Source organism: Pseudomonas putida (assembly GCF_050990305.1).
Taxonomy (GTDB): domain Bacteria; phylum Pseudomonadota; class Gammaproteobacteria; order Pseudomonadales; family Pseudomonadaceae; genus Aquipseudomonas; species Aquipseudomonas putida_AH.
Window position 1 is genome coordinate 556,436 of sequence record NZ_CP158817.1, and the last position, 25,356, is coordinate 581,791.

18 protein-coding genes are annotated in these 25,356 nt (G+C 59.9%); 13 read left to right on the plus strand and 5 right to left on the minus strand.

The window, feature by feature from the left end; translation table 11 throughout:
* The first annotated feature begins 7 nt into the window (after positions 1-7).
* The 5 genes from dnaB to ABTV22_RS02560 all read left to right on the plus strand — a co-directional run bounded on the left by dnaB (position 8) and on the right by ABTV22_RS02560 (position 10,942).
* Complete coding sequence (dnaB, locus tag ABTV22_RS02540) at positions 8-1,405, plus strand: replicative DNA helicase (RefSeq protein WP_433738415.1); 1,398 nt, start codon at positions 8-10, stop codon at positions 1,403-1,405.
* A 190-nt stretch (positions 1,406-1,595) separates the two neighbouring features.
* Positions 1,596-3,896, plus strand: coding sequence for a YgiQ family radical SAM protein (locus ABTV22_RS02545; RefSeq protein ID WP_433738416.1), 2,301 nt, complete (start codon positions 1,596-1,598; stop codon positions 3,894-3,896).
* 305 nt (positions 3,897-4,201) lie between these two features.
* A complete protein-coding gene (locus tag ABTV22_RS02550) occupies positions 4,202-7,477 on the plus strand; it encodes a DUF2126 domain-containing protein (protein WP_433738417.1) in 3,276 nt (1,091 codons plus the stop codon).
* A gap of 88 nt (positions 7,478-7,565) precedes the next feature.
* Positions 7,566-10,052 carry a circularly permuted type 2 ATP-grasp protein gene (locus ABTV22_RS02555; RefSeq protein WP_433738418.1) on the plus strand — a complete coding sequence of 829 codons (2,487 nt, stop codon included), beginning with the start codon at positions 7,566-7,568 and terminating at the stop codon, positions 10,050-10,052.
* A complete protein-coding gene (locus tag ABTV22_RS02560) occupies positions 10,052-10,942 on the plus strand; it encodes a transglutaminase family protein (protein WP_433738419.1) in 891 nt (296 codons plus the stop codon). Before ABTV22_RS02555 ends, ABTV22_RS02560 begins: the two co-directional genes overlap by 1 nt.
* A 111-nt stretch (positions 10,943-11,053) precedes the next feature.
* Here ABTV22_RS02560 and ABTV22_RS02565 read toward each other — a convergent pair whose 3' ends face one another.
* On the minus strand, positions 11,054-11,233 hold the full coding sequence (locus ABTV22_RS02565; RefSeq protein WP_433738420.1) for a hypothetical protein: 180 nt from the start codon (positions 11,231-11,233) through the stop codon (positions 11,054-11,056).
* Between the two features lie 68 nt (positions 11,234-11,301).
* Positions 11,302-11,889 carry a TIGR00730 family Rossman fold protein gene (locus ABTV22_RS02570; protein ID WP_433738421.1) on the minus strand — a complete coding sequence of 196 codons (588 nt, stop codon included), beginning with the start codon at positions 11,887-11,889 and terminating at the stop codon, positions 11,302-11,304.
* Between the two features lie 344 nt (positions 11,890-12,233).
* Here ABTV22_RS02570 and azu point away from each other — a divergent pair, with 344 nt between their 5' ends.
* The gene (azu, locus tag ABTV22_RS02575; protein WP_433738422.1) at positions 12,234-12,680 is read left to right on the plus strand and encodes an azurin; all 447 of its coding nucleotides are present in this window, start codon (positions 12,234-12,236) and stop codon (positions 12,678-12,680) included.
* Between the two features lie 199 nt (positions 12,681-12,879).
* Here the strand turns inward: azu and nadE are convergent, their stop codons facing one another.
* From nadE to ABTV22_RS02590, 3 genes are all read right to left on the minus strand, one after another.
* Positions 12,880-13,707 carry an ammonia-dependent NAD(+) synthetase gene (gene nadE, locus ABTV22_RS02580; RefSeq protein WP_433738423.1) on the minus strand — a complete coding sequence of 276 codons (828 nt, stop codon included), beginning with the start codon at positions 13,705-13,707 and terminating at the stop codon, positions 12,880-12,882.
* Between the two features lie 4 nt (positions 13,708-13,711).
* The gene (gene pncB, locus ABTV22_RS02585) at positions 13,712-14,938 is read right to left on the minus strand and encodes a nicotinate phosphoribosyltransferase (RefSeq protein ID WP_433738424.1); all 1,227 of its coding nucleotides are present in this window, start codon (positions 14,936-14,938) and stop codon (positions 13,712-13,714) included.
* A 207-nt stretch (positions 14,939-15,145) separates the two neighbouring features.
* The gene (locus tag ABTV22_RS02590) at positions 15,146-16,057 is read right to left on the minus strand and encodes a LysR family transcriptional regulator (RefSeq protein ID WP_433738425.1); all 912 of its coding nucleotides are present in this window, start codon (positions 16,055-16,057) and stop codon (positions 15,146-15,148) included.
* Between the two features lie 175 nt (positions 16,058-16,232).
* Between ABTV22_RS02590 and amaB the strand changes: the two genes are divergently transcribed.
* The 7 genes from amaB to ABTV22_RS02625 all read left to right on the plus strand — a co-directional run bounded on the left by amaB (position 16,233) and on the right by ABTV22_RS02625 (position 24,728).
* A complete protein-coding gene (gene amaB, locus ABTV22_RS02595; protein ID WP_433738426.1) occupies positions 16,233-17,723 on the plus strand; it encodes an L-piperidine-6-carboxylate dehydrogenase in 1,491 nt (496 codons plus the stop codon).
* Positions 17,724-17,864: 141 nt separating this feature from the next.
* On the plus strand, positions 17,865-19,148 hold the full coding sequence (amaA, locus tag ABTV22_RS02600; protein WP_433738427.1) for an L-pipecolate oxidase: 1,284 nt from the start codon (positions 17,865-17,867) through the stop codon (positions 19,146-19,148).
* Between the two features lie 363 nt (positions 19,149-19,511).
* Positions 19,512-20,645 carry a branched-chain amino acid ABC transporter substrate-binding protein gene (locus ABTV22_RS02605; protein ID WP_433738428.1) on the plus strand — a complete coding sequence of 378 codons (1,134 nt, stop codon included), beginning with the start codon at positions 19,512-19,514 and terminating at the stop codon, positions 20,643-20,645.
* A 299-nt stretch (positions 20,646-20,944) separates the two neighbouring features.
* The gene (locus ABTV22_RS02610) at positions 20,945-21,859 is read left to right on the plus strand and encodes an ABC transporter permease subunit (RefSeq protein WP_433738429.1); all 915 of its coding nucleotides are present in this window, start codon (positions 20,945-20,947) and stop codon (positions 21,857-21,859) included.
* A 3-nt stretch (positions 21,860-21,862) separates the two neighbouring features.
* A complete protein-coding gene (livM, locus tag ABTV22_RS02615) occupies positions 21,863-23,146 on the plus strand; it encodes a high-affinity branched-chain amino acid ABC transporter permease LivM (RefSeq protein ID WP_433738430.1) in 1,284 nt (427 codons plus the stop codon).
* Positions 23,143-24,015, plus strand: coding sequence for an ABC transporter ATP-binding protein (locus ABTV22_RS02620; protein WP_433738431.1), 873 nt, complete (start codon positions 23,143-23,145; stop codon positions 24,013-24,015). Before livM ends, ABTV22_RS02620 begins: the two co-directional genes overlap by 4 nt.
* The gene (locus tag ABTV22_RS02625) at positions 24,012-24,728 is read left to right on the plus strand and encodes an ABC transporter ATP-binding protein (protein WP_433738432.1); all 717 of its coding nucleotides are present in this window, start codon (positions 24,012-24,014) and stop codon (positions 24,726-24,728) included. Before ABTV22_RS02620 ends, ABTV22_RS02625 begins: the two co-directional genes overlap by 4 nt.
* The last annotated feature ends 628 nt before the right edge of the window (positions 24,729-25,356 follow it).

Here is a 25,356-nt window from a genome sequence, read left to right on the forward strand (position 1 = left end):
AGTGGCCATGAACGAAATCTCAGCTCCCGAGCAATACGATCTGCAAACCGCCGCGCTGAAGGTGCCGCCGCACTCCATCGAAGCCGAACAGGCTGTACTCGGTGGTTTGATGCTGGACAACAACGCCTGGGAGCGCGTGCTCGATCAAGTATCCGACGGCGATTTCTATCGACATGACCACCGCCTGATTTTCCGCGCGATTGCCAAACTGGCCGATCAGAACTCCCCGATCGATGTCGTGACCCTGGCCGAGCAATTGGACAAGGAAGGCCAGACGTCGCAGGTCGGTGGCCTTGGCTACCTTGGCGAACTGGCGAAAAACACGCCGTCCGTCGCCAACATCAAGGCCTATGCGCAAATCGTTCGCCAGCGCGCGACCTTGCGTCAACTGATTGGTATCAGCACCGAGATCGCCGACAGCGCCTTCAACCCGGAAGGTCGTACCGCCGAAGAAATCCTCGATGAAGCAGAGCGGCAGATCTTCCAGATTGCCGAGGCCCGGCCAAAAACCGGCGGCCCGGTGGGTGTGAATGAGCTGCTGACCAAAGCGATCGACCGCATTGACACCCTGTTCAACACCGACAACGCCATCACCGGCCTCTCCACCGGTTATACCGACCTCGATGAGAAGACCAGCGGCCTGCAACCGGCCGACTTGATCATCGTCGCCGGTCGTCCGTCCATGGGTAAAACCACCTTTGCGATGAACCTGGTGGAAAACGCCGTGTTGCGCAGCGACAAGGCCGTTCTGGTTTACTCGCTGGAAATGCCAGGTGAATCGCTGATCATGCGTATGTTGTCGTCCCTTGGCCGCATCGATCAGACCAAGGTGCGTTCCGGTCAGTTGGAAGATGATGATTGGCCGCGCCTGACGTCGGCGGTCAACCTGCTCAACGACCGCAAGCTGTTCATCGACGATACCGCCGGCATCAGCCCGTCGGAGATGCGCGCCCGCACCCGGCGCCTGGTGCGTGAGCATGGCGATATTGGCCTGATCATGATCGACTACTTGCAGCTGATGCAGATCCCGGGTTCCAGCGGTGACAACCGGACCAACGAGATTTCCGAAATCTCCCGATCCCTGAAAGCCCTGGCCAAGGAATTCAACTGCCCGGTGGTGGCCTTGTCCCAGCTCAACCGTTCCCTGGAACAGCGGCCGAACAAACGCCCGGTGAACTCCGACTTGCGGGAATCCGGAGCGATCGAGCAGGACGCCGACGTGATCATGTTCGTGTACCGCGACGAGGTGTATCACCCGGAAACCGAACACAAGGGCATTGCCGAGATCATCATCGGCAAGCAGCGGAACGGCCCGATCGGCTTTATCCGCCTGGCGTTCATCGGTAAATACACCCGATTCGAGAACCTGGCACCGGGCAGCTACAACTTCGACGACGATGAGTAACGTATTTAGCGCCTGACAGAGCCCATTCGCGGGCAAGCCTCGCTCCTACGGGTTCGTGTGATCTGTAGGAGCGAGGCTCGCCCGCGAATGGGGCTCCACCAATTTCCGACCACAGCCGTCGGAATTGGTCAAAATTTGTGCTATATTCCGCGCCCGCGAAATTCAATGAAAGCCAACACCGGTTATCGACATGCAAGCAGCCAAGCCGTTATTTGACTATCCCAAGTACTGGGCCGAATGTTTCGGGCCAGCGCCATTCCTGCCGATGAGCAGGGAGGAGATGGATCAGCTCGGCTGGGATTCCTGCGACATCATCATCGTCACCGGTGATGCCTACGTCGATCACCCGTCATTTGGCATGGCGATCATCGGCCGGTTGCTGGAGTCCCAGGGCTTTCGCGTCGGGATCATTGCCCAACCGAACTGGCAGTCCAAAGACGATTTCATGAAGCTTGGCGAGCCGAACCTGTTTTTCGGAGTCGCGGCCGGCAACATGGACTCGATGATCAACCGCTACACCGCCGACAAAAAAATCCGTTCCGATGACGCCTACACGCCGGGTGGCCTGGCGGGCAAGCGTCCGGACCGCGCGAGCCTGGTGTACAGCCAGCGCTGCAAGGAAGCCTACAAGCACGTGCCGATCGTGCTTGGCGGTATCGAAGCGTCCCTGCGTCGCATCGCTCATTACGATTACTGGCAGGACCGGGTCCGCAACTCGATCCTGATCGACGCCAGCGCCGATATCCTGCTGTACGGCAACGCCGAGCGTGCGATTGTCGAAGTCGCCCAGCGCCTGTCCTATGGTCACAAGATCGAAGACATCACCGATGTGCGCGGTACCGCGTTCATCCGTCGCGATACGCCGAAAGACTGGTATGAAGTCGACTCCACGCGCATCGACCGTCCGGGCAAGATCGACAAGATCATCAACCCCTACGTGAATACCCAGGACACGGCTGCTTGTGCCATCGAGCAGGAAAAAGGCCCGGTCGAAGACCCTCAGGAAGCCAAGGTCGTACAGATCCTGGCCAGCCCGAAGATGACCCGCGATAAGACCGTGATCCGTCTGCCGTCGGTGGAGAAGGTCCGTAACGACGCGGTGCTCTATGCCCACGCCAACCGTGTGTTGCACCTGGAGACCAACCCAGGCAACGCCCGTGCGCTGGTGCAAAAGCATGGCGAAGTCGACGTCTGGTTTAACCCGCCACCGATTCCGATGACCACCGAAGAAATGGACTACGTGTTCGGCATGCCTTATCAGCGCATTCCGCACCCGGCGTACGGCAAGGAGAAAATCCCGGCCTACGAAATGATCCGTTTCTCGGTGAACATCATGCGTGGCTGCTTCGGCGGCTGCACATTCTGCTCGATCACCGAGCACGAGGGGCGGATCATCCAGAACCGTTCCGAAGAGTCGATCATTCGCGAGATCGAAGAAATTCGCGACAAGGTTCCGGGTTTTACCGGCGTCATTTCCGACCTCGGCGGCCCGACCGCGAACATGTACCGCATCGCCTGCAAGAGCCCGGAAATCGAATCCGCGTGCCGCAAGCCGTCGTGCGTGTTCCCTGGCATCTGCCCGAACCTGAACACCGACCACTCGTCGCTGATCCAGCTGTATCGCAGCGCCCGCGCCTTGCCGGGTGTGAAAAAGATCCTGATCGCTTCCGGCCTGCGCTACGACCTCGCGGTCGAGTCGCCGGAGTACGTCAAGGAACTGGTGACCCACCACGTCGGTGGCTACCTGAAGATCGCCCCGGAGCATACCGAGGAAGGTCCGCTCAACCAGATGATGAAACCGGGCATCGGCAGCTATGACAAGTTCAAGCGCATGTTCGAGAAGTACTCCAAGGAAGCCGGGAAAGAGCAATACCTGATTCCGTACTTCATCGCCGCCCACCCGGGCACCACCGACGAAGACATGATGAACCTGGCCCTGTGGCTCAAGGGCAACGGCTTCCGTGCCGACCAGGTGCAGGCGTTCTACCCGTCGCCGATGGCCACTGCCACCGCGATGTACCACTCGGGCAAGAACCCGCTGCGCAAAGTGACCTACAAGAGCGACGCGGTCACCATCGTCAAGAGCGAAGAGCAGCGTCGCCTGCACAAGGCGTTCTTGCGTTACCACGACCCGAAAGGCTGGCCGATGCTGCGTGAAGCGTTGCTGCGCATGGGTCGTGGCGACCTGATCGGGCCGGGCAAGAACCAGCTGATCCCGCTGCACCAGCCGTCCACCGACAGCTACCAGAGTGCCCGTCGCAAGAACTCGACGCCGGCCGGCAGCCATAAAGTGGGCAAGGAAACCACGAAGATCCTGACCCAGCACACCGGCCTGCCACCGCGTGCCAGCGATGGCGGCAACCCGTGGGACAAGCGCGAACAGGCCAAGGCGGCGGCGTTTGCCCGCAACCAGCAGGCGGCCAAGGAGCGCAAGGACGCAGCCAAGGGCAAGGGCCCCAAGCCTGCGCGCAAGCCGGTTGTACCGCGCTAAGCCTCGTGTGAGCTGAACAGAACGCCAACCTTCGGGTTGGCGTTTTGCATTGTGTCCCCCCAAAGATCAACAGATCGCAGCCTTCGGCAGCTCCTACAGAGGAATGCATCTCAATGTAGGAGCTGCCGAAGGCTGCGATCTTTTGATCTTCGCCACATTTACGTGCACCGCCCACCCACCATTTTCCTGCATCGCCCGATTTCGGTGCTGTACTGCCTCCTGTAAACGGAGAAAGCGCCAGTACCGCCGGATGGCATAAGTCTTGCGCGCTTTCCAATTCGCTCAAGGCTCGCAGGAGGCACGCCGTGTCGATTCATGTCGCATTGCACCATGTCACGCATTACCGCTACGACCGCGCCGTCGAGCTCGGCCCGCAGATCGTTCGCCTGCGCCCGGCCGCCCACAGTCGCACGCGGATACTGTCCTATGCGCTCAAAGTCTCCCCCGAGCAACACTTCATCAACTGGCAACAAGACCCACAGGGCAATTACCTGGCGCGGCTTGTGTTTCCGGAGAAAACCGATGAGCTGCGCATTGAAGTCGATCTGCTGGCGGAGATGGCGATCTTCAATCCCTTCGATTTCTTCCTCGAGCCCTACGCCGAAAAAATCCCCTTCGCCTATGCCGCGGACGAGCGCAAGGAATTGGCGCCGTATCTGGAAACCCTGCCCCTGACCCCGACATTCAAGGCGTACCTGGACGGCATTGACCGCACACCGTTACCCGCCGTGGACTTCCTCGTCGCGCTCAATCAGCGCCTGAGCGAAGACATCGATTACCTGATTCGCATGGAACCGGGCGTGCAAACGCCCGAGTTCACCCTCGAAAGCGCCAGCGGCTCATGCCGAGATTCCGCATGGCTACTGGTCCAAATACTGCGCCACCTCGGTTTGGCAGCGCGCTTCGTCTCGGGCTACCTGATTCAATTGACCGCCGATGTGAAGAGCCTCGATGGCCCGTCGGGAACTGAAGTGGATTTCACCGACCTGCACGCCTGGTGCGAGGTGTACTTGCCCGGTGCCGGCTGGATCGGCCTGGATGCGACTTCGGGGCTGTTTGCCGGTGAAGGGCATATCCCATTGGCCTGTAGTCCCGATCCATCCTCTGCTGCCCCAATCAGTGGTCTCGTGGAGCCCTGCGAGTGCGAATTCAGTCATGAAATGTCGGTAAAGCGGATTTGGGAGACACCACGGGTCACCAAACCCTACACCGAAGAGCAATGGCTGGCGATTCAGGCACTGGGTCGACAGATCGATGCCGACCTGCTGGAAGGTGACGTGCGCCTGACCATGGGCGGAGAACCGACGTTCGTCTCCATCGATGATCCGGATGGCGCCGAGTGGAATACGGCGGCATTGGGGCCAAACAAGCGCCGCCTGTCCGCCGAACTGTTCCAGCGCCTGCGTAAATGCTATGCCCCTCAGGGGCTGGTGCATTTCGGCCAGGGCAAGTGGTACCCCGGTGAGCAACTGCCTCGCTGGTCGCTCAACTGCTACTGGCGCCGCGACGGTGTGCCGATCTGGCACAACAGCGCGCTGATCGCCGACGAGCAGCAAGACTACGGCGCCAATGGCGAGTTGGCTGGACGTTTCCTGGCCAGTGTCGCCGAACGACTGAACATTCCGAAACGTTTTGTGTTCCCGGCCTACGAAGACAATTTTTATTACCTTTGGCGCGAAGGTACGTTGCCGCAGAACGTCAGTGCCGAAGACTCGCGCCTGGAGGAACCGCTGGAGCGTGCGCGCCTGCGCAAAGTCTTCAGCCAGGGTTTGGACAAGGTCATCGGTCAGGTGCTGCCGCTGGCGCGCACTGCCAAGGGTGATCAGTGGCAAAGCGGGCGCTGGTTTCTGCGCGATGAGCATTGTCGGTTGGTACCGGGGGATTCGCCGCTGGGTTATCGCCTGCCGCTCGGTTCGCAGCCTTGGGTGAAGGCCGCAGAGTACCCGTTCATCCATCCGCAAGACCCGAACCAGGATTTTCCGACCCTGCCCGACACCGCGCAGTTGAACACCCATGGCGCGTCTGCCGAGGCACAGGAGCGTGCACCAAAGATCGACGAGTCCGCCGACTGGCTGACGCGCACGGCGTTCTGCGCCGAGGCGCGGGAGGGCCGGTTGTACCTGTTCATGCCGCCACTGGAGCGGGTTGAGGATTATCTGGAACTGGTCGCTGCCATCGAAGCCACTGCCGAGGAATTACGCTGCCCGGTGTTGCTGGAAGGTTATGAGCCACCGAGCGATCCGCGTTTGAGCCATTTTCGCATCACCCCTGATCCGGGTGTGATCGAGGTCAACGTGCAGCCGTCCGCGACCTGGGATGAGTTGGTCGAGCGCACCGAGTTTCTGTACGAAGAGGCACGTCAGACTCGACTGTCCACCGAGAAATTCATGATCGATGGGCGACACACTGGCACTGGGGGCGGTAACCATTTCGTACTGGGGGGCGAAACACCGGCTGACTCTCCGTTTCTGCGGCGTCCGGATTTACTGCGCAGCCTGATCAGTTACTGGCATAACCATCCGTCTCTGTCCTACCTGTTTTCTGGACTGTTCATCGGCCCGACCTCCCAGGCGCCGCGCATCGACGAGGCGCGTAACGACGCCTTGTACGAACTGGAAATCGCCTTTGCGCAAATGCCGGAGCCTGGCGAGGAGTGCCCGCCGTGGCGGGTCGACCGATTGCTGCGCAATCTGCTGATCGACGTCACTGGCAACACCCATCGCGCCGAGTTCTGTATCGACAAACTGTATTCGCCGGACGGTGCAACAGGGCGCCTTGGCTTGCTGGAACTGCGTGCCTTTGAAATGCCGCCCCATGCGCGCATGAGCCTGGTCCAACAATTATTGCTGCGAGCGCTGGTGGCACGGTTCTGGCGCGAGCCTTATGCACCGCCGAAACTGGCACGCTGGGGCACCGAACTGCACGATCGGTTCCTGCTGCCGCACTTCATCGAACAGGATTTCGCCGACGTCATCGTCGATCTCAATGCCGCCGGGTATCCGGTGCGGGCCGAGTGGTTTGCAGCGCATCTGGCGTTCCGTTTTCCCAAGGTTGGCGATTACGCCGTCAGTGGCATCGCCCTGGAGCTGCGCCAGGCACTCGAGCCGTGGCATGTGCTGGGGGAGGAGGGCGCGATGGGGGGCACTGTGCGTTATGTGGACTCGTCCCTGGAACGCTTGCAGGTCAAGCTCAATGGCCTGCCGCCCCAACGGTATGTGCTGACCTGCAATGGCGTCCCGGTGCCGTTGCAGCCCACCGGGCGTGTCGGTGAATTCGTCGCCGGCGTGAGATTTCGTGCCTGGCAGCCGGCCAATTGTTTGCAACCGACCATCCCGGTCCACGCACCCTTGGTGTTCGATTTGCTCGATACCTGGATGGGCCGCTCGCTGGGTGGATGCCAGTACCACGTCGCGCATCCGGGCGGACGCAACTACGAGACCTTGCCAGTGAATGCCAATGAAGCCGAGAGCCGGCGCATGGCGCGTTTCTTCCGGGTCGGGCATACGCCAGGGAAGCTTCCCGTGCCAACGCTGGAAATCAACGACGAGTTGCCGATGACACTCGATTTACGACGTTTCTAAACCGCCTGCGACGTCCGGATTTTTCGTCTATCCGGGCGTCATGAGCCTGCGTTAGTCTGACCGATCAATGCTGTCTGCCGAGCTTTCCATGCCTGACCTGCTAGACCGCTACCCGCTGACGGCGGGCACTTATCACGAACTGCTCGACGACAGTGGCGCGGTACGTCCGCACTGGCGGCGGTTGTTCGACCAATTGCAGCGCAGTACGCCAGCGCAACTGGCGCAGCGGCAGGCTTTGCTGAGCCGGCAGATTCAGGAAAACGGCGTCACCTATAACGTCTATGCCGACCCCAAAGGCGCCGATCGACCCTGGGAACTGGACCTTCTGCCCCATGTGATTGCCGCCGATGAGTGGGAGCAGCTATCGACCGGCATCGCCCAGCGCGCCCGCTTGCTCAACGCCGTGCTGGCCGACCTGTATGGGCCGCAACGGCTGATTGCCGAAGGTTTATTGCCCGCCGAACTGGTGTTCGGCCACAACAACTTCCTCTGGCCTTGCCAGGGCATCAGCCCGCCCGTCGGGGCCTTTCTGCACCTGTATGCCGTGGATCTTGCGCGCACACCCGATGGCCGCTGGTGGGTCACGGCGGATCGCACCCAGGCGCCCTCGGGCGCCGGTTACGCCCTGGAAAACCGCACCATCGTTTCCCGGGCTTTTCCCGAACTGTATCGCGACCTGAAAGTGCAGCATTTGGCCGGCTTCTTCCGCACGCTTCAGGAAACCCTGGCCCGTCAGGCACCCAGCGATGAAGAGGTGCCACTGGTGGTGCTGTTGACGCCGGGGCGTTTCAACGAAAGCTATTTCGAGCACCTGTACCTCGCTCGCCAACTCGGTTATCCGCTGGTGGAAGGGGGCGATCTGACGGTGCGCGACGCCACGGTGTACCTCAAAACCCTCAGTGGTCTTCGTCGGGTGCACGCGATCATGCGCCGGCTCGATGACGACTTTTGCGACCCGCTGGAATTGCGTACCGATTCGGCGCTAGGCGTGCCGGGCCTGTTGGACGCCGTGCGGCAAGGGCGGGTACTGGTGGCCAACGCCCTTGGCAGTGGCGTACTGGAATCGCCGGGGCTGTTGGGCTTCCTGCCGAAAATCAGTCAGTTCCTGTTGGGTGAAGAACTGATGCTGCCGTCGATTGCGACCTGGTGGTGTGGCGAAGCGCCGGTGTTGGCCCAAGCCTTGGAAAAGTTGCCAGAGTTGCTGATCAAACCGGCGTTCCCGTCCCAGAGCTTTGCTCCGGTTTTTGGCCGAGACTTGAGTGAAAAGCAGCGTGTTGAGCTCGCTGAGCGCATGCAGGCGCGGCCTTATGCCTATGTTGCGCAAGAGTTGGCGCAATTATCCCAGGCGCCGATCTGGCAAGCCGAAGGCGGGCAGTTGCAACCCCGGGCCATCGGTATGCGCGTGTATGCGGTGGCCAGCCACGATGGCTATCGCGTGTTACCCGGCGGTTTGACCCGGGTCGCCGCCGAGGCCGATGCCGAAGTGGTATCGATGCAGCGTGGCGGAGCGAGCAAGGACACCTGGGTGTTGGGTGATCGAGCGCCCAGCGGCGAACAATGGAAAGCCCAGCGCAATATTGGCGTGCACGATCTGGTGCGACGCGATCCCTACTTGCCGTCGCGGGTGGTGGAAAACCTGTTCTGGTTCGGCCGTTATTGCGAGCGCTGCGATGACAGTGCGCGCTTGCTGCGGATCATGTTGGCGCGTTATGTCGACGGCGATGACCCTCAGGCCTTGCAGGCGGCGGTCGAACTGGGCGAGCGCTTGATGCTATTGCCCGATGAAGGTGAGCTGCCGGAGCGCCTGCTCGCCGCCATTCTTGGCGATGACTGGCCGTTCAGCCTGCGCTCCAATCTTCAGCGCTTGCAATGGGCCGCCTCGCAGGTGCGCGGAAAACTTTCGCGGGAAAACTGGCAGGCCCTGGTGGAGTTGCAGCGCGAAGCCATGGAACTGGAAACCGATGAACCGGATTTCGGTGAATTGCTGGATTTCCTCAACCGTCTGGTGATGTCCCTGGCGGCGCTGTCCGGTTTTGCCCTCGACGACATGACCCGGGACGAGGGTTGGCGCTTCCTGATGATCGGTCGGCGGATTGAGCGCCTGCAATTCCTCAGCGGCAGCCTGGCGGCGTTTCTGCGAGGCGCCGGGGCCTATGATCAGGCCGGTCTTGAATGGCTGCTGGAGCTGGGCAATAGCAGCATCACCTACCGCTCGCGCTATCTGGCGGTGGCGCAGTTGATTCCTGTGCTTGATCTGTTGCTGCTGGATGAGCAAAACCCTCACGCCGTGCTGTTCCAGTTGAAACTGGTGACCCGTACCCTAAAACGCCTGAACGATGACTTTGATGTGCCGCGAGAAGCAGCGCTGCCGCCCTTGGTGGAGCGGCTGGCGCGTTTCGATCTGGGGTGTCTGGAAAACCCTCTGTTCGGTGAGACCAGCGTACGCGCGGCGCTCGAAGGCTTGGCCGACTTGCTGCAAGAGATTGCCGATGTCAGCGGGCAAGTGTCCGATCGCTTGGCCTTGCGCCATTTTGCCCATGTCGATGATGTCAGCCAGCGCACGGTGTCCGTCTGATGAGTGCCCGTTACCAGATTTTCCACGACACCCACTATCACTACGACAGCCCGGTGTCCCTCGCCCAGCAACTGGCGCATCTGTGGCCGCGCGAATGCGCCTGGCAACGCTGTACTGAACAGCAGCTGCAGATCAGCCCGGACCCGACGACTCGTCGTGATGAACTGGATGTTTTCGGTAACCCGCTGACGCGACTGGCGTTCGAGCGCCCCCATGATGAACTGCTGGTCAACGCCAGCCTCACGATCGAAGTGCTGCCGCGACCTGCGCCGGATTTCACGCTGTCGCCCGCCTGGGAAGAAACCCGCAACGCTTTGACCTACAGCAGCCAGCCACTTGCGTCCGAATTGCTTGAAGCTTGCCGTTACCGGTTTCAGTCGCCCTACGTGCACTTGAAGCGCAACTTCGTCGAGTTTTCAGAAAGCTGCTTTGCGGCGGGACGACCGCTGTTGCTCGGCGTTCAAGCACTGATGGAGAAAATCTTCAGCGAATTCACCTTCGATGCCGAAGCGACCCAAGTCGCGACACCTTTGGTGGAAGTGCTGGAGCGTCGGCGTGGCGTTTGCCAGGACTTCGCCCACCTGATGCTCGCTTGTGTGCGTTCCCGGGGCCTGGCCGCACGGTACGTCAGCGGCTATCTGCTGACCCAGCCGCCACCCGGCCAGCCTCGACTGATCGGCGCCGACGCCTCTCATGCCTGGGTTTCGGTGTATTGCCCGGTCTCGGGCTGGGTCGATTTCGATCCGACCAACAATGTGCAGCCGGCACTGGAACACATCACCCTGGCCTGGGGGCGGGATTTTTCCGATGTGTCGCCGTTGCGTGGAGTGATTCTCGGAGGCGGCAACCATGACCCGGAAGTTCGTGTCACCGTGATGCCACTCGATTAACGCAGATCCCCTTGTAGGAGCTGTCGAGTGCAACGAGGCTGCGATCTTTTGATGTTCAAAGGCAAGATCAAAAGATCGCAGCCTTCGGCAGCTCCTACAGAAGAGGAAGGCTCAGGCGTCAGGCGCCTGGTCTTTCGGTGCTTCAACATCATCTTCTGTCGCGACGTCACCGTCAGGGTTCAGTGCCGCGTCTTCAGCCATCGCTTTCTTGCGCTGAAGCTTTTCCTCTTTCTTCTGCTCCTTGGCCAAGTCACGCTGACGTTTGGCGAAGGAATAATTGGGTTTGGCCATGGGCGATCCTCTGGGGTCGAAGGTGAGGTTGAGCGGCGCGTATTCTGCCCTGTATCGGTGCCGGGTCGTTAGTCGGGTTTTTGCTCGACCCATTTTGGCGCCACGGTCGGTTGCCAGCTATCGAGGGCGTCGAGCAGTGAATGTGGCGATTCGCTCACCTGCAGCATGTCACGGTGCGCCCCGCGAACGAAGCCTTCGCCGACGATGTGATCGAGAAAACCGGTGAGCTTGCTGTAGAAACCGTTCACTTCCAGCAAGCCCAGCGGTTTGCCGTGGTAACCCAGTTGACCCCAGGTCCAGACTTCGAACAACTCCTCCAGCGTGCCCAGGCCGCCAGGCAGCGCAATGAAGGCATCGCTGAGTTCAGCCATCCGCGCCTTGCGCGCATGCATGCCGTCGACCACTTCCAGTCGGGTCAGGCCTTTGTGGCCGATTTCCTTGTCCATGAGGCTTTGCGGAATGATGCCGACCACTTCACCACCAGCTGCCAGCGCGGCGTCGGCCACGATGCCCATCAGGCCCACGGCACCGCCGCCGTAGACCAAGGTCAGTTTGCGCGCGGCCAATGCCTGGCCGAGGGCCACGGCGGCCTCACGATAAGCGGGGTTGGTACCGGTGCTGGCACCACAAAATACACAGATGGATGCTAATGACATGCCTGACTCCATGGTCGATGAGGGCCACAGAGTAAAGCCAGGCACCCGGCGCTCCAAGGTCTAAACTTCGCGTTTGGGTGTTTCGTACGTACCGCTGGCACCACAAGCGTAGGCGGCCAGCAAACTGCACAACAGGCTATTGAGGGACATGACAGGCACTCCGTTAGGTGATGACGGTCTGATCATAGGCCCGGGCCAGACGCCTGGCTGGTAGATTGTCTCGATGGGTCCCATAGCCCAAAAGTTGTATACAATTTTTGATTCAGGTCATATGAACTTGCGAAGTTTTCAGGCAGTCTTCTGTCCATTCGCATTTCCCGATAACCCTGCCTTGGAGATTCACCATGTTTGCCAAACTTGTTGCGGTATCCCTGTTGACGCTGGTCAGCAGCCAATTGATGGCCGCGGAGTGCAAAACCACTATCGACTCTACGGACCAAATGTCCTTCAACACCAAGGCCATTGAAATCGACAAGAGCTGCAAAACCTTCACCGTCGAACTGACCCATTCCGGCAGCCTGCCGAAGAACGTCATGGGCCATAACCTGGTGATCAGCAAAGAAGCCGACATGCAGCCAATCGCCACCGACGGCCTGGGTGCTGGCATCGACAAGAATTATCTGAAAGAAGGCGATGCCCGCGTCATCGCGCACACCAAGATCATTGGCGCCAACGAAACCGACTCGCTGACCTTCGATGTATCCAAGCTTGATGCCAACGAGAAATATGGTTTCTTCTGCTCGTTCCCGGGCCACATCTCGATGATGAAAGGCACGGTTACCCTGAAGTAAGTCCAGACACCGCGTCATCGTTCATCGCGGGCAAGCCTCGCTCCTACGGACTTGTGTCGTTCACAAAATTGGCGAACGACACAAATCCGTAGGAGCGAGGCTTGCCCGCGAAGAGGCCAGAGGCATCAATGCATGTTCGGGCCAAAGAAAAGCCCGCTGAAGATCAACACTTCAGCGGGCTTTTTCATTCACTCACACCTCACGGCGCAAACGGCATCACACGCTTGTGACGGGTCTTGTTGTAGGTGTCCAGGATGATCTTGAACGCTTCCTCGCGCACCGGATTGCCGTGCAGGAAGGCGTCGATCTCGGCGTAGGTCACGCCGTGGGAGGCTTCGTCCGGTTTGCCGGGCGACAGGTCTTCGAGGTCGGCGGTCGGGACTTTTTCCACCAGCGATTCCGGCGCGCCAAAGCTGCGGGCAATCGCCCGGACCTGGTTTTTCACCAGGCCGCTGAGTGGTGCGAGGTCGCAGGCGCCATCACCGAATTTGGTGAAGAAACCCATCACCGCTTCCGCCGCATGGTCCGTGCCGATCACCAGGCCTTGGGTGGCGCCGGCGATGGTGTACTGGGCGACCATGCGCATCCGCGCCTTGGTATTGCCGAGCACGAAATCCACCGACACCGCGTGCTTGCCTTCGAACGCCGCGACTTCGTTGGCCAGGGCCTTGACCGCCGGGCCGATGTTTACGGTGTGACGCTCGTCTGGCGCGATGAAATCCACCGACGCCTGGGCATCGTGTTCATCAAATTGGGTCTCGTATGGCAAGCGCACGGTGATGAATTTGTAGTTGCCATCCCCGGTGCGCTGGCGCAGCTCACGCATGGCACGCTGGGCCAGCAGGCCGGCGGTCAGGGAATCGACGCCGCCGCTGATGCCCAACACCAGGGTCTTGAGCCCGGCATTGACCAGGCAGTCCTGAATGAAGGTAATCCGCCGGGCGACTTCAGCTTCGAGGGCGGCCTCGTCGGCGAACGGTGGTTGGACCTTGAGCTGTTCAGCAATCTCACGCTGTACGGCTTGCATGAATTCACTCCTTGCTTGATGTGCCTGAAAGGGCGGCAGGTACTTGGAAAACGTGTCGCAAATAGGCGACGAAATTCGGGTCTTTGCAGTGAGTCTTGCCTGGCTCGTCGGAGATTTTCGCCACCGGCGCGCCGTTGCAGGCCGTCATTTTAAGCACGATGCTCATCGGTTCGACACCCGGAATATCACAGGTCAGGTTGGTACCGATGCCGAAACTGACGTTGATCCGGCCCCGCAGTGCCCGGAATATTTCCAGGGCCCTGGGCAATGTAAGGCTGTCGGAGAAGGTCAGCGTCTTGCTCATCGGATCGATGCCGAGCTTGTGATAGTGGGCAATGGCTTTTTCTGCCCATGCCACCGGATCGCCCGAGTCGTGGCGCAATCCGTCGAACAGCTTGGCGAAAAACAGATCGAAGTCGCCGAGGAAGGCATCCATGGTGATGCAATCGGTCAGGGCAATCCCCAGCAGGCCGCGGTATTCGCGGACCCAGCAATCGAGGGCGGCGATCTGGCTGTCGATCAGCCGTGGACCGAGCTGCTGGTGGGCCATGATCCACTCGTGGGCCATGGTGCCCAGCGGTTTCATGTCCAGTTCGCGGGACAGGTGCACGTTGCTGGTGCCGACGAAGCGCCCCGGAAAGTCGTGCTTGAGCACGTTCACCACTTCTTCCTGCACTCGGTACGAAAAGCGACGACGGGTGCCGAAATCGGCGACCTGCAACTCTGCCAGCTCATCGGCCGAGGCATTGGCAGACAGCCAGTCGAACTTGCGATAGAGCTGCTCGCGGGCCACTTCCAGGCCGATTTCCCGGTAGCGATAGCGGTTACGTACTTCGCTGACAATCGCCAGCATGGGGACTTCGAACAGGATGATGTGCAGCCATGGGCCACGTAGTCGGATAACCAACTCGCCATTTTCGATGCCGGTGTGAACGTAACGCAGGTTGAAACGAAACAGCCCGAGAAAACGCAGGAAGTCTGGTTTCAGGAAGCTGATGCGCTCCAGAAAACTCAACTGGTCGGCGCTCAGGCTCAACTCCGCCAGGCGCTCGAGCTGGTAACGAATCTCCGCCAGATACGGCCGCAAATCCTCACTGTTGCGGCAACGAAAATCCCATTCGACTTCCACGTTCGGGTAGTTGTGCAGCACCGCCTGCATCATCGTCAGTTTGTAGAAGTCGGTATCGAGCAGGTTCTGCACGATGCGATCGGCAAATACACTCTCGCTCATAAAAGGGGCTCCAGCGTTGCGGCGGTATTGATCAATGGCGTTAGTGGCGCATATCAGTGGGCAGGATTGCCAGCGATTTTTGCCAGACAGCAAAGAACATTGTGGTGAGGGGATTTATCCCCGTTCGGCTGCGCAGCAGTCGTCGTTTTTATATTGGGGCCGCTACGCGACCCAACGGGGATAAATCCCCTCGCCACAAGGTGGTGTTCAGTGCTGGGAGATGTCCGGGCTGTCGATTTGCTCCAACATCCACTTCACAAAATCCCGCACCTTGGGCACTTCCGCCGAATGCTCCGGGTACGCCAGGTAATAGGCATCGGTGCTGGGCATCGCGTGCTGCCAGGGAATGACCAGCTTGCCTTCGGCCAGTTCCTCTTCGACCAGAAACCGTGGCAGCAACGCCACGCCACAACCCACTTGCGCGGCACGGATGCACATATAGAAGGTTTCGAAGCGTGGGCCGTGGTAGCTATGCTCGGTGTGGTAGCCCTGGCTGTCGAACCAGTCATGCCAGGCTTGGGGACGCGAAGCGTTTTGCAGCAGGACCAAATCGGTGAGTTGCGTGGGGTCGGTGAAAGGCTCGTCAGGCAGGCTGCCGGGGGAGCAAACCGGCACCAACTCTTCGCTGAACAACTTCAGGCATTCGGTGCCGGGGCGTGAGCCCTGGCCGAAGTAGAACGCCAGGTCGCTGCGCCCTTGCAGCAGGTCATCGGCTTCCTGCTCACTGCACAGATCCAGGTGAATCGACGGATGACGCAGGCGCCAGCCTTTGAGTCGTGGTACCAGCCAGCGGGCGCCGAAGGTCGGAGGCGTGGAGACGCGCAGGACTTCGGTTTCGCCGCCGTAGGAGCGCAGGTAATGGGTGGACATCTCGACCTGCGTGAGGATTTTTCGTACTTCGACCAGGTACAAATCCCCCGCTGGCGTCATTTGCAGGCGACGGCGCACCCGTCGGAACAACAAATGCTGCAATAGTTCTTCCAGCTGCGCGACCTGCTTGCTGACGGCACTCTGGGTCAGGTTCAGTTCTTCGGCGGCCCGGGTGAAGCTCAGATGCCGGGTCACGGCTTCGAAACACTGCAGGGCAGCGATCGATGGCAAATAGCGTTTGTTCAGCATGGGCGGTCCTTTGTTCTTGTCTCTTTATTGCCTGCAATGCACTGCATGAATAAACGGAATGATATCTCTCTTAAAGGTCGTTTGTTGAGTAACCTCCGGGAAGCTAAAACTACAGGTCTGATCAGCCGTGATCGCGCGGCTGCACCCGTTCCGTTTTTTGCTTGAGGAGTGACCCATGGTTGCCGCATTGCTTGATCGTCTTGGTGTGAACCCGGCCCTGTACCAGAACGGCAAAGTGCCGGTGCATTCGCCCATCGACGGCAGTCGTATCGCCGCCGTGAACTGGGAAGGCGCCGCCGAAGTCGAGCAGCACATCAGTCGCGCAGATCATGCGTTCGAGCAGTGGCGCAAGGTGCCGGCGCCGCGCCGTGGTGAATTGGTTCGCCAATTCGGTGAGGTTCTGCGTGAATTCAAAGCCGATCTGGGGGAGCTGGTGTCCTGGGAAGCGGGCAAGATCACCCAGGAAGGTCTGGGTGAAGTTCAGGAAATGATCGACATCTGCGACTTCGCGGTCGGCCTGTCCCGTCAGTTGTACGGTTTGACCATCGCTTCCGAGCGTCCTGGCCACCACATGCGTGAGACCTGGCACCCGCTGGGCGTTGTCGGCGTCATCAGCGCCTTCAACTTCCCGGTCGCCGTTTGGGCCTGGAACACCGCGCTGGCGCTGGTCTGCGGCAACTCGGTGATCTGGAAACCCTCGGAAAAGACTCCGCTGACCGCGCTGGCGTGCCAGGCGCTGTTCGACCGCGTGCTGAAGAACTTCAGTGATGCGCCTGCGCACCTGAGCCAGGTCATCATCGGTGGTCGCGATGCGGGTGAAGCGCTGGTCGATGATCCGCGTGTCGCGCTGATCAGTGCCACCGGCAGCACCCGCATGGGCCGCGAAGTAGCGCCGAAAGTCGCTGCACGTTTTGCCCGCAGCATCCTGGAGTTGGGCGGCAACAACGCCATGATCCTCGGCCCAAGCGCCGACCTGGACATGGCCGTTCGCGCGATCCTGTTCAGCGCCGTCGGCACCGCCGGCCAGCGTTGCACCACCTTGCGTCGCCTGATCGCTCACGAATCGGTCAAGGAAGAAATCGTCACCCGTCTGAAAGCCGCGTACTCCAAAGTCCGCATCGGCCATCCACTGGAAGGCAACCTGGTCGGCCCGCTGATCGACAAGCAAAGCTTCGACAACATGCAAGACGCACTGGAACAAGCGTTGAGCGAAGGCGGACGGGTGTTCGGCGGTGAACGCCAGCTGCAAGACAAATTCCCCAATGCCTACTACGTTTCGCCAGCCATCGTCGAAATGCCGGAGCAGAGCGATGTGGTCTGCCACGAAACCTTCGCACCGATTCTCTATGTGGTCGGTTACACCGACTTCAACGAAGCTCTGCGCTTGAACAACGCCGTGCCGCAAGGCCTGTCGTCCTGCATCTTCACCACCGACGTGCGTGAAGCCGAGCAGTTCATGTCGGCGGTGGGCAGTGACTGTGGCATCGCCAACGTCAACATCGGCCCGAGCGGCGCCGAAATCGGCGGTGCATTCGGTGGCGAGAAAGAAACCGGCGGCGGTCGTGAGTCCGGTTCCGATGCATGGCGTGGCTACATGCGCCGTCAGACCAACACCGTGAATTACTCGCTGGAATTGCCGTTGGCGCAGGGTATTACGTTCGACTGATAGGCCCCTTCGCGGGCAAGCCTCGCTCCTACGAGGTTTGTGTGTTGGCGTGATTTTCGGCATACACATGAGCAGTAGGAGCGAGGCTTGCCCGCGAAGCTTTTGCTTGTTGTTTGTTAGGTTTCTGTTTGGAGTCTGGCAATGCCGTTACGCGAAGAGTGTCTGTGGGAAAAACTGACGCCACAAAGGCCCGACAATGCGGCGCTCAGAGGTGAAGTAACAGTCGATGTCTGCGTCATCGGCGCCGGGTTTACCGGGCTGTCGGCGGCGGTGCATTTGCTGGAACAGGGCAAAAGTGTCTGCGTGCTGGAAGCCCATCGCGCCGGTCACGGCGGATCTGGGCGCAACGTCGGGTTGGTCAACGCAGGGATGTGGATTCCACCGGATGAGATCGAGGCGGGGTTTGGCGAGGCGGTCGGCAGTCAGCTCAACCGCATGCTGGGCGCAGCGCCAGCGCTGGTCTTCAGCCTGGTCGATAAGTACAACATCGATTGCCAGTTGCGCCGTGAGGGCACGCTGCACATGGCCCACAACGCGCGGGGCGAAGCCGACCTGCGCAGTCGTGAAGAACAATGGAAGCGTCGTGGCGCGCCGGTGGAGCTGCTGACCGGGCAAGCGTGCCAGCAAGCGACGGGCACCAAAAAAATTGCCGCCGCGCTGCTCGATAAGCGTGCTGGCACACTCAATCCAATGGCCTATACCACCGGGCTGGCCAAAGCGGCCAAGGGCCTGGGCGGACAGCTGTTCGATCATTCCCCGGTCACTCGCCTCGAACGTCAGGGCCAGAAGTGGTCGGTGCAGACCGCTCAGGGTTCGGTGCTGGCCGAGCAAGTGGTGATCGCCTCCAATGCTTACACTGAAGGCGACTGGACCGAGCTCAAGCGCAACTTTTTCCCTGGTTATTACTATCAAGTGGCCTCCGTGCCACTGACCGAAGACGCTGCCCAGGAAATCCTGCCGGGCGGGCAGGGCTCGTGGGATACCCGGCAAGTGCTGAGCAGCATTCGGCGTGACAAGGACGGCCGCCTGCTGTTGGGCAGCCTTGGCAACGGCAACCAGAAGCCCACCTGGTTCCTCAAGGCCTGGGCCGATCGGGTGCAGCAGCATTACTTCCCTAACCTCAAGCCAGTGGAATGGGAGTGCACCTGGACGGGGCGCATCGCCTTTACGCCAGATCACTTGATGCGCCTGTTCGAACCGGCGCCCGGAATAGTGGCAGTTACCGGTTACAACGGTCGTGGCGTGACCACGGGTACGGTCGTCGGCAAGGCATTTGCCGATTACCTGTGTAACGCAAACCCTCAAGCGCTACCCATTCCCTTCGCCCCCATGCAGCCATTGTCGGGTGTAGGCCTGCGCAGCTGTTTGTATGAGGCGGGGTTCTCGCTGTATCACGCAGGCCAGTGCCTGCGGATCGTCATTTGATGGTGGAAATTTGTTGTTGGAAGCGGCGCTTTTCGGCGTTGCGACTAGCCTGTAGTGGTGCGTGTTGTAGCAGTTGCGCACCAGCAGTGTGCAGTTCGGTGACGCACGTTGTTACAGGCTGGTTGCACGTCGTTTAGTACCGCGGTTGCAATGATGGCGCACTAGGGTTGCGCCTCAAGAAAAAACAGGGTTTCACCTTCCGCGGTTTAGACGGTTGCACGCTCAATGAAAATGGGCCCGAAACAGTCGAAATAACAATAAAGCAGCGACTTTTTTAAGAATAAAAAACCGATGGCACGGCACTTGCTCTGAGCATTCAGTGAAGTCGCAGTGCCAATTAAAAAAACCATGGAGCACCACCTCATGTCCCAGACGTTTTACAAGAAAGGCTTTCTGGCCCTCGCAGTGGCAGCTGCGTTGGGTGTTTCTGCGTTTGCTCAGGCCGACATCAAGATCGGCGTAGCGGGTCCAATGACGGGCGCCAACGCGGCATTTGGCGAACAGTACATGAAGGGTGCACAAGCGGCGGCCGATGCGGTCAACGCAGCGGGCGGCGTGAACGGGGAGAAAATCGTACTGGTCAAGGGCGATGACGCCTGCGAACCGAAACAGGCGGTGACGGTCGCCAAAGACCTGACCAACCAGAAAGTCGCCGGCGTGGTCGGTCACTTCTGCTCCTCGTCGACCATCCCGGCCTCCGAGATCTACGACGAAGCGGGCATCATCGCCATCACTCCAGGCTCCACCAACCCGCAGGTGACCGAGCGCGGCCTGAGCGCCATGTTCCGCATGTGCGGTCGTGACGACCAGCAAGGCATCGTGGCTGGCGACTACATCGTCGACGTGCTCAAGGGCAAAAAGGTTGTCGTGCTGCACGACAAGGACACCTACGGCCAAGGCCTGGCTGACGCCACCAAGGCCCAGTTGGTCAAGCGCGGCGTAACGCCAGTGCTGTATGAAGGCCTGACTCGGGGTGAAAAAGACTTCAGCGCCGTGGTTACCAAGATCCGCGCGGCCGGTGCCGACGTGGTCTACTTCGGTGGCCTGCACCCGGAAGCCGGTCCACTGGTTAAACAACTGCGTACCGAAGGCCTCAAAGACGTGAAGTTCATGTCCGACGACGGCATCGTGACCGACGAACTGGTGACCACCGCTGGTGGCCCGCAATACACCAACGGCGTACTGATGACTTTCGGTGCCGACCCTCGCCTGCTGCCCGACAGCAAGACCGTAGTAGAAGAGTTCCGCAAAGCCGGCACCGAGCCTGAAGGCTACACCCTGTACGCCTACGCCTCGGTTCAGACCCTGGCAGCCGCTTTCAACGGCGCCAAGTCCAACAAGGGCGAAGACGCTGCTGCATGGCTGAAGAAGAACCCGGTCAAAACCGTCATGGGCGAGAAGACCTGGGACAGCAAGGGCGACCTGAAAGTCTCCGACTACGTGGTTTACGAGTGGGACGCGAACGGCAAATACCATCAACTGGATAAACAGAAGTGATCTGACCTGCTGATCTGCTTGTGGTGAGGGGATTCATCCCCGTTGGGCTGCGTAGCAGCCCCAAGACCTGTGATCACGGTGTTTCTGATACACCGTGGTCATAGGACCTGCGACTGCTACGCAGCCGAACGGGGATGAATCCCCTCGCCACAGAGCGTTCTCCTCAGCAGGCTGGAATCAATCATTGCTCGTTTGTCTTTTCTCGTAGAGCTGCACACAACGCGCATGGCGTCGGCGGCTGAACCCCAGTCCGATGTCGGCGGCTTCTGTGCAGTCTCTCAAGTGCGTGAGATTGCGTTATGGATGGTATTTTCCTGCAGCAACTGGTCAACGGCCTGACCCTCGGGTCGGTCTATGGCCTGATCGCCATCGGCTACACAATGGTCTATGGCATCATTGGCATGATCAACTTCGCCCACGGCGAGGTTTACATGATTTCCGCTTACCTCGCGGCAATCAGTCTGGCTCTGCTGGCGTACTTCGGTATTGAATCCTTCCCTCTGCTGATGCTCGGCACACTGGTGTTCACCATTGTCGTCACCGGGGTATATGGCTGGGTCATCGAACGCATCGCCTACAAACCCCTGCGTAACTCCACCCGACTGGCACCGCTGATCAGCGCCATCGGGATTTCCCTGATCCTGCAAAACTATGCCCAGATCAGCCAGGGCGCCCGCCAACAAGGCGTGCCGACACTGCTGACCGGTGCATGGCGCATCGACGTAGGCACGGGCTTCGTGCAACTGACCTACACCAAGATCTTCATTCTGGTCGCCGCATTCGTCGGCATGGCGTTGCTGACCTATGTGATCAAGTACACCAAGCTCGGCCGCATGTGCCGCGCGACTCAGCAAGACCGCAAGATGGCTTCGATCCTGGGGATCAACACCGACCGGGTGATTTCCTACGTCTTCATCATCGGTGCAGCGATGGCGGCCCTGGCCGGCGTGCTGATCACCATGAACTACGGCACGTTCGACTTCTATGCCGGTTTCGTCATCGGCATCAAGGCCTTCACCGCTGCGGTACTCGGCGGGATCGGCTCGCTGCCGGGTGCCATGCTGGGCGGGATCATCCTCGGGATTTCCGAGTCGCTGTTCTCGGGCCTGGTCAACTCCGACTACAAAGACGTGTTCAGCTTCTCGCTGCTCGTACTTGTTCTGGTCTTCCGGCCCCAGGGCCTGCTGGGCCGTCCTCTTGTGTCGAAGGTGTAAGCAATGTCCTCAACCACTCATAAAACCATTGATCTCAAAACAAGCCTGGTTGACGCGATTCTTGCCGGCCTCATTGCCCTGATCGTGTTCGGCCCGATTGTCGGTGTCGTGCTCGACGGCTACAGCTTCAATCTGGAATCGACCCGCGTGGCCTGGATTGTCGCCATCGTCATGGCCGGCCGCTTTGCCTTGAGCCTGTTCCTGCAAACCCCCAAGGGCCTGCGCATTCTCGAGGGATTCGAGAGCACCGGCTCCGGCGTGCATGTACTGCCTCCCGACTACAAGTCGCGCCTGCGCTGGATCATCCCGCTGATGATCGTCATCGCCGTGATCTTGCCGTTCTTCTCCAACTCCTACCTGCTGGGCGTGGTCATCCTCGGGTTGATCTACGTGCTGCTGGGGCTGGGACTGAACATCGTGGTCGGCCTGGCCGGTCTGCTCGACCTGGGGTACGTGGCGTTCTACGCCATCGGTGCCTACGGTCTGGCCCTCGGTTATCAGTACCTGGGGCTGGGGTTCTGGACCGTGCTGCCGCTGGCGGCCATCACCGCTGGCCTGGCCGGTTGCATCCTCGGCTTTCCGGTATTGCGCCTGCACGGCGACTACCTAGCCATCGTGACCCTGGGCTTCGGTGAAATCATTCGCCTGATCCTCAACAACTGGCTGAGCCTGACCGGCGGCCCGAACGGCATGCCGGCACCGCTGCCGACGTTCTTCGGCCTGGAGTTTGGCAAGCGGGCCAAGGATGGCGGCGTGCCGTTCCACGAGTTCTTCGGCATCGCCTACAACCCGGACGTGAAGTACTACTTCATCTACGCGGTGTTGTTCCTGGTGGTCCTGGCTGTGCTGTACATCAAACACCGCCTGACCCGCATGCCGGTCGGCCGTGCCTGGGAAGCCCTGCGTGAAGACGAAATCGCCTGCCGCTCCATGGGCCTGAACCATGTGCTGGTGAAACTCTCGGCGTTCACCATCGGTGCTTCGACGGCGGGCCTGGCCGGTGTGTTCTTCGCCACCTACCAGGGCTTTGTGAACCCGACCTCGTTCACCTTTTTCGAATCGGCGCTGATCCTCGCCATTGTGGTATTGGGCGGCATGGGGTCGACCATTGGTGTGGTGATCGCAGCCTTCGTACTGACCGTGGCCCCGGAACTGCTGCGTGGCTTCGCCGAATACCGCGTCCTGCTGTTCGGCATCCTGATGGTGTTGATGATGATCTGGCGACCGCGCGGCCTGATTCGGATCAGCCGTACCGGTGTGGCCCCGCGTAAAGGAGTAGCGCCATGAGCGAAGTCGTACTCAGTGTCGAAAAACTGATGATGCACTTCGGCGGCATCAAGGCGTTGAACGATGTCAGCCTGAAGGTCAAACGCAATTCGATCTTCGCCCTGATCGGCCCCAACGGCGCCGGCAAGACCACGGTGTTCAACTGCCTGACCGGGTTCTACAAAGCCTCCGGCGGCAAGATCGAACTCAACGTGCGCGGCCAGCAAACCAACGTCATCAAATTGCTGGGTGAGTCGTTCAAACCGACCGACTTCGTCTCGCCGAAATCCTTCGCCAGTCGACTGTTCTACAAGGCTTTTGGTGGCACCCACCTGGTGAACCGTGCCGGGCTGGCGAGGACCTTCCAGAACATTCGCCTGTTCAAGGAAATGTCGGTGCTGGAAAACCTGCTGGTGGCCCAGCACATGTGGGTCAACCGCAACATGCTGGCCGGCATCCTCAACACCAAGGGCTACCGCAAGGCCGAGAGCGATGCGCTGGACCATGCGTTCTATTGGCTGGAAGTGGTGGACCTGGTGGACTGCGCCAACCGCTTGGCCGGTGAATTGTCCTATGGTCAGCAACGCCGCCTGGAAATTGCCCGGGCCATGTGCACCCGTCCGCAGATCATCTGCCTCGACGAACCGGCCGCCGGCCTCAACCCTCAGGAAACCGAAGCGCTGAGCGCGATGATCCGGCTGCTGCGCGACGAGCACGATCTGACCGTGGTGCTGATCGAACACGACATGGGCATGGTAATGAGCATTTCCGACCACATCGTGGTGCTGGACCACGGCGTCGTCATCGCCGAGGGCGGTCCCGACGACATCCGCAACGATCCGAAAGTGATTGCCGCTTACCTGGGCGCCGACGAAGAGGAGGTGGTATGAGTCAACCCATCCTCGAACTCAAGGACCTTGATGTTTTCTACGGTCCGATCCAGGCCCTCAAGGGCGTGTCGATGCACATCAACGAAGGTGAAACTGTCAGCCTCATCGGCTCGAACGGTGCCGGCAAATCGACCCTGCTGATGTCGATCTTCGGTCAGCCGCGGGCGGCGGACGGGCAGATTCTTTATCAGGGCGTGGACATCACCCACAAGTCGTCGCACTACATCGCGTCCAACGGCATCGCACAATCGCCGGAAGGTCGGCGGGTGTTCCCCGACATGACGGTCGAGGAAAACCTGCTGATGGGCACCATTCCAATTGGCGACAAGTACGCCAAGGAAGACATGCAGCGCATGTTCGAACTGTTCCCACGGCTCGAAGAGCGGCGTACCCAACGCGCCATGACTATGTCCGGCGGCGAGCAGCAAATGCTCGCCATTGCCCGGGCATTGATGAGCCGGCCGAAGCTGTTGCTGCTTGACGAGCCAAGCCTGGGCCTGGCCCCGATCGTGGTGAAACAGATCTTCGCCACCCTGCGGGAACTGGCGAAGACCGGCATGACCATCTTCCTGGTGGAGCAAAACGCCAACCACGCCCTCAGGCTGTCGGACCGGGCGTACGTGATGGTCAACGGCGAGATCCGCATGAGCGGCACGGGTAAGGAACTGCTGGTCAACGAGGATGTGCGTAACGCCTATCTCGGCGGGCATTGATTCGTTCTTAAAATACCCACAGCCCCGACGAGCAATCGCCGGGGCTTTTTTATGCCGCAAATCCTCTGCCAATTCCCTGTGGGAGCGAGCCTGCTCGCGAAGACGGCGGCACATTCAACATCATTGGTATAGATACACCGCTTTCGCGAGCAGGCTCGCTCCCACAGGGGGGCGATAGGTGTGGTTTCGGGGAATTGTGGAAAACAATATTCGCAAGCTCCCAAGCTGCGACATAAAACCGCTGCAAATTGCTGTTTTCTCACGGTTTTGACTTGTCCCCGTTTGCTGTGGAACTGGCTGTGAATAACGTGGTGGTAGCTGGCTGAGAGCCTTTATTTACGAGGCTTTCAGGGCGGTGATTGTTTTTTGATCAAGCGTTTTTGCCAGGCTTGACGCAGGGTTTGTCAACTATTTTCTTGAGGGTGAAACAGCTGCAATCCGGTGTGAACAACCCTGTGGATAAGTCTGTGATTAAACTCTGGAAAGACTGGGCTGAAGGCCGTGGTTACTGGCTTGCGGCCATCGTTGATTTGACCGCCCGGTCGGGAAAATAGCCAAGGGCTACACGGTAGGCCGATGAGGGTCAAGCGAAAAAGTTTTCAAATTGCTCGCAAAGCCTTGTGGATAG

Coding starts and splice junctions, on each gene's coding strand:
- dnaB (WP_433738415.1), top strand. CDS start 8: ATGAACGAAATCTCAGCTCCCGAGCAATACGATCTGCAAACCGCCGCG.
- ABTV22_RS02545 (WP_433738416.1), top strand. CDS start 1,596: ATGCAAGCAGCCAAGCCGTTATTTGACTATCCCAAGTACTGGGCCGAA.
- ABTV22_RS02555 (WP_433738418.1), top strand. CDS start 7,566: ATGCCTGACCTGCTAGACCGCTACCCGCTGACGGCGGGCACTTATCAC.
- ABTV22_RS02560 (WP_433738419.1), top strand. CDS start 10,052: ATGAGTGCCCGTTACCAGATTTTCCACGACACCCACTATCACTACGAC.
- ABTV22_RS02565 (WP_433738420.1), bottom strand. CDS start 11,233: ATGGCCAAACCCAATTATTCCTTCGCCAAACGTCAGCGTGACTTGGCC.
- ABTV22_RS02570 (WP_433738421.1), bottom strand. CDS start 11,889: ATGTCATTAGCATCCATCTGTGTATTTTGTGGTGCCAGCACCGGTACC.
- azu (WP_433738422.1), top strand. CDS start 12,234: ATGTTTGCCAAACTTGTTGCGGTATCCCTGTTGACGCTGGTCAGCAGC.
- nadE (WP_433738423.1), bottom strand. CDS start 13,707: ATGCAAGCCGTACAGCGTGAGATTGCTGAACAGCTCAAGGTCCAACCA.
- pncB (WP_433738424.1), bottom strand. CDS start 14,938: ATGAGCGAGAGTGTATTTGCCGATCGCATCGTGCAGAACCTGCTCGAT.
- ABTV22_RS02590 (WP_433738425.1), bottom strand. CDS start 16,057: ATGCTGAACAAACGCTATTTGCCATCGATCGCTGCCCTGCAGTGTTTC.
- amaB (WP_433738426.1), top strand. CDS start 16,233: ATGGTTGCCGCATTGCTTGATCGTCTTGGTGTGAACCCGGCCCTGTAC.
- amaA (WP_433738427.1), top strand. CDS start 17,865: ATGCCGTTACGCGAAGAGTGTCTGTGGGAAAAACTGACGCCACAAAGG.
- ABTV22_RS02605 (WP_433738428.1), top strand. CDS start 19,512: ATGTCCCAGACGTTTTACAAGAAAGGCTTTCTGGCCCTCGCAGTGGCA.
- ABTV22_RS02610 (WP_433738429.1), top strand. CDS start 20,945: ATGGATGGTATTTTCCTGCAGCAACTGGTCAACGGCCTGACCCTCGGG.
- livM (WP_433738430.1), top strand. CDS start 21,863: ATGTCCTCAACCACTCATAAAACCATTGATCTCAAAACAAGCCTGGTT.
- ABTV22_RS02620 (WP_433738431.1), top strand. CDS start 23,143: ATGAGCGAAGTCGTACTCAGTGTCGAAAAACTGATGATGCACTTCGGC.
- ABTV22_RS02625 (WP_433738432.1), top strand. CDS start 24,012: ATGAGTCAACCCATCCTCGAACTCAAGGACCTTGATGTTTTCTACGGT.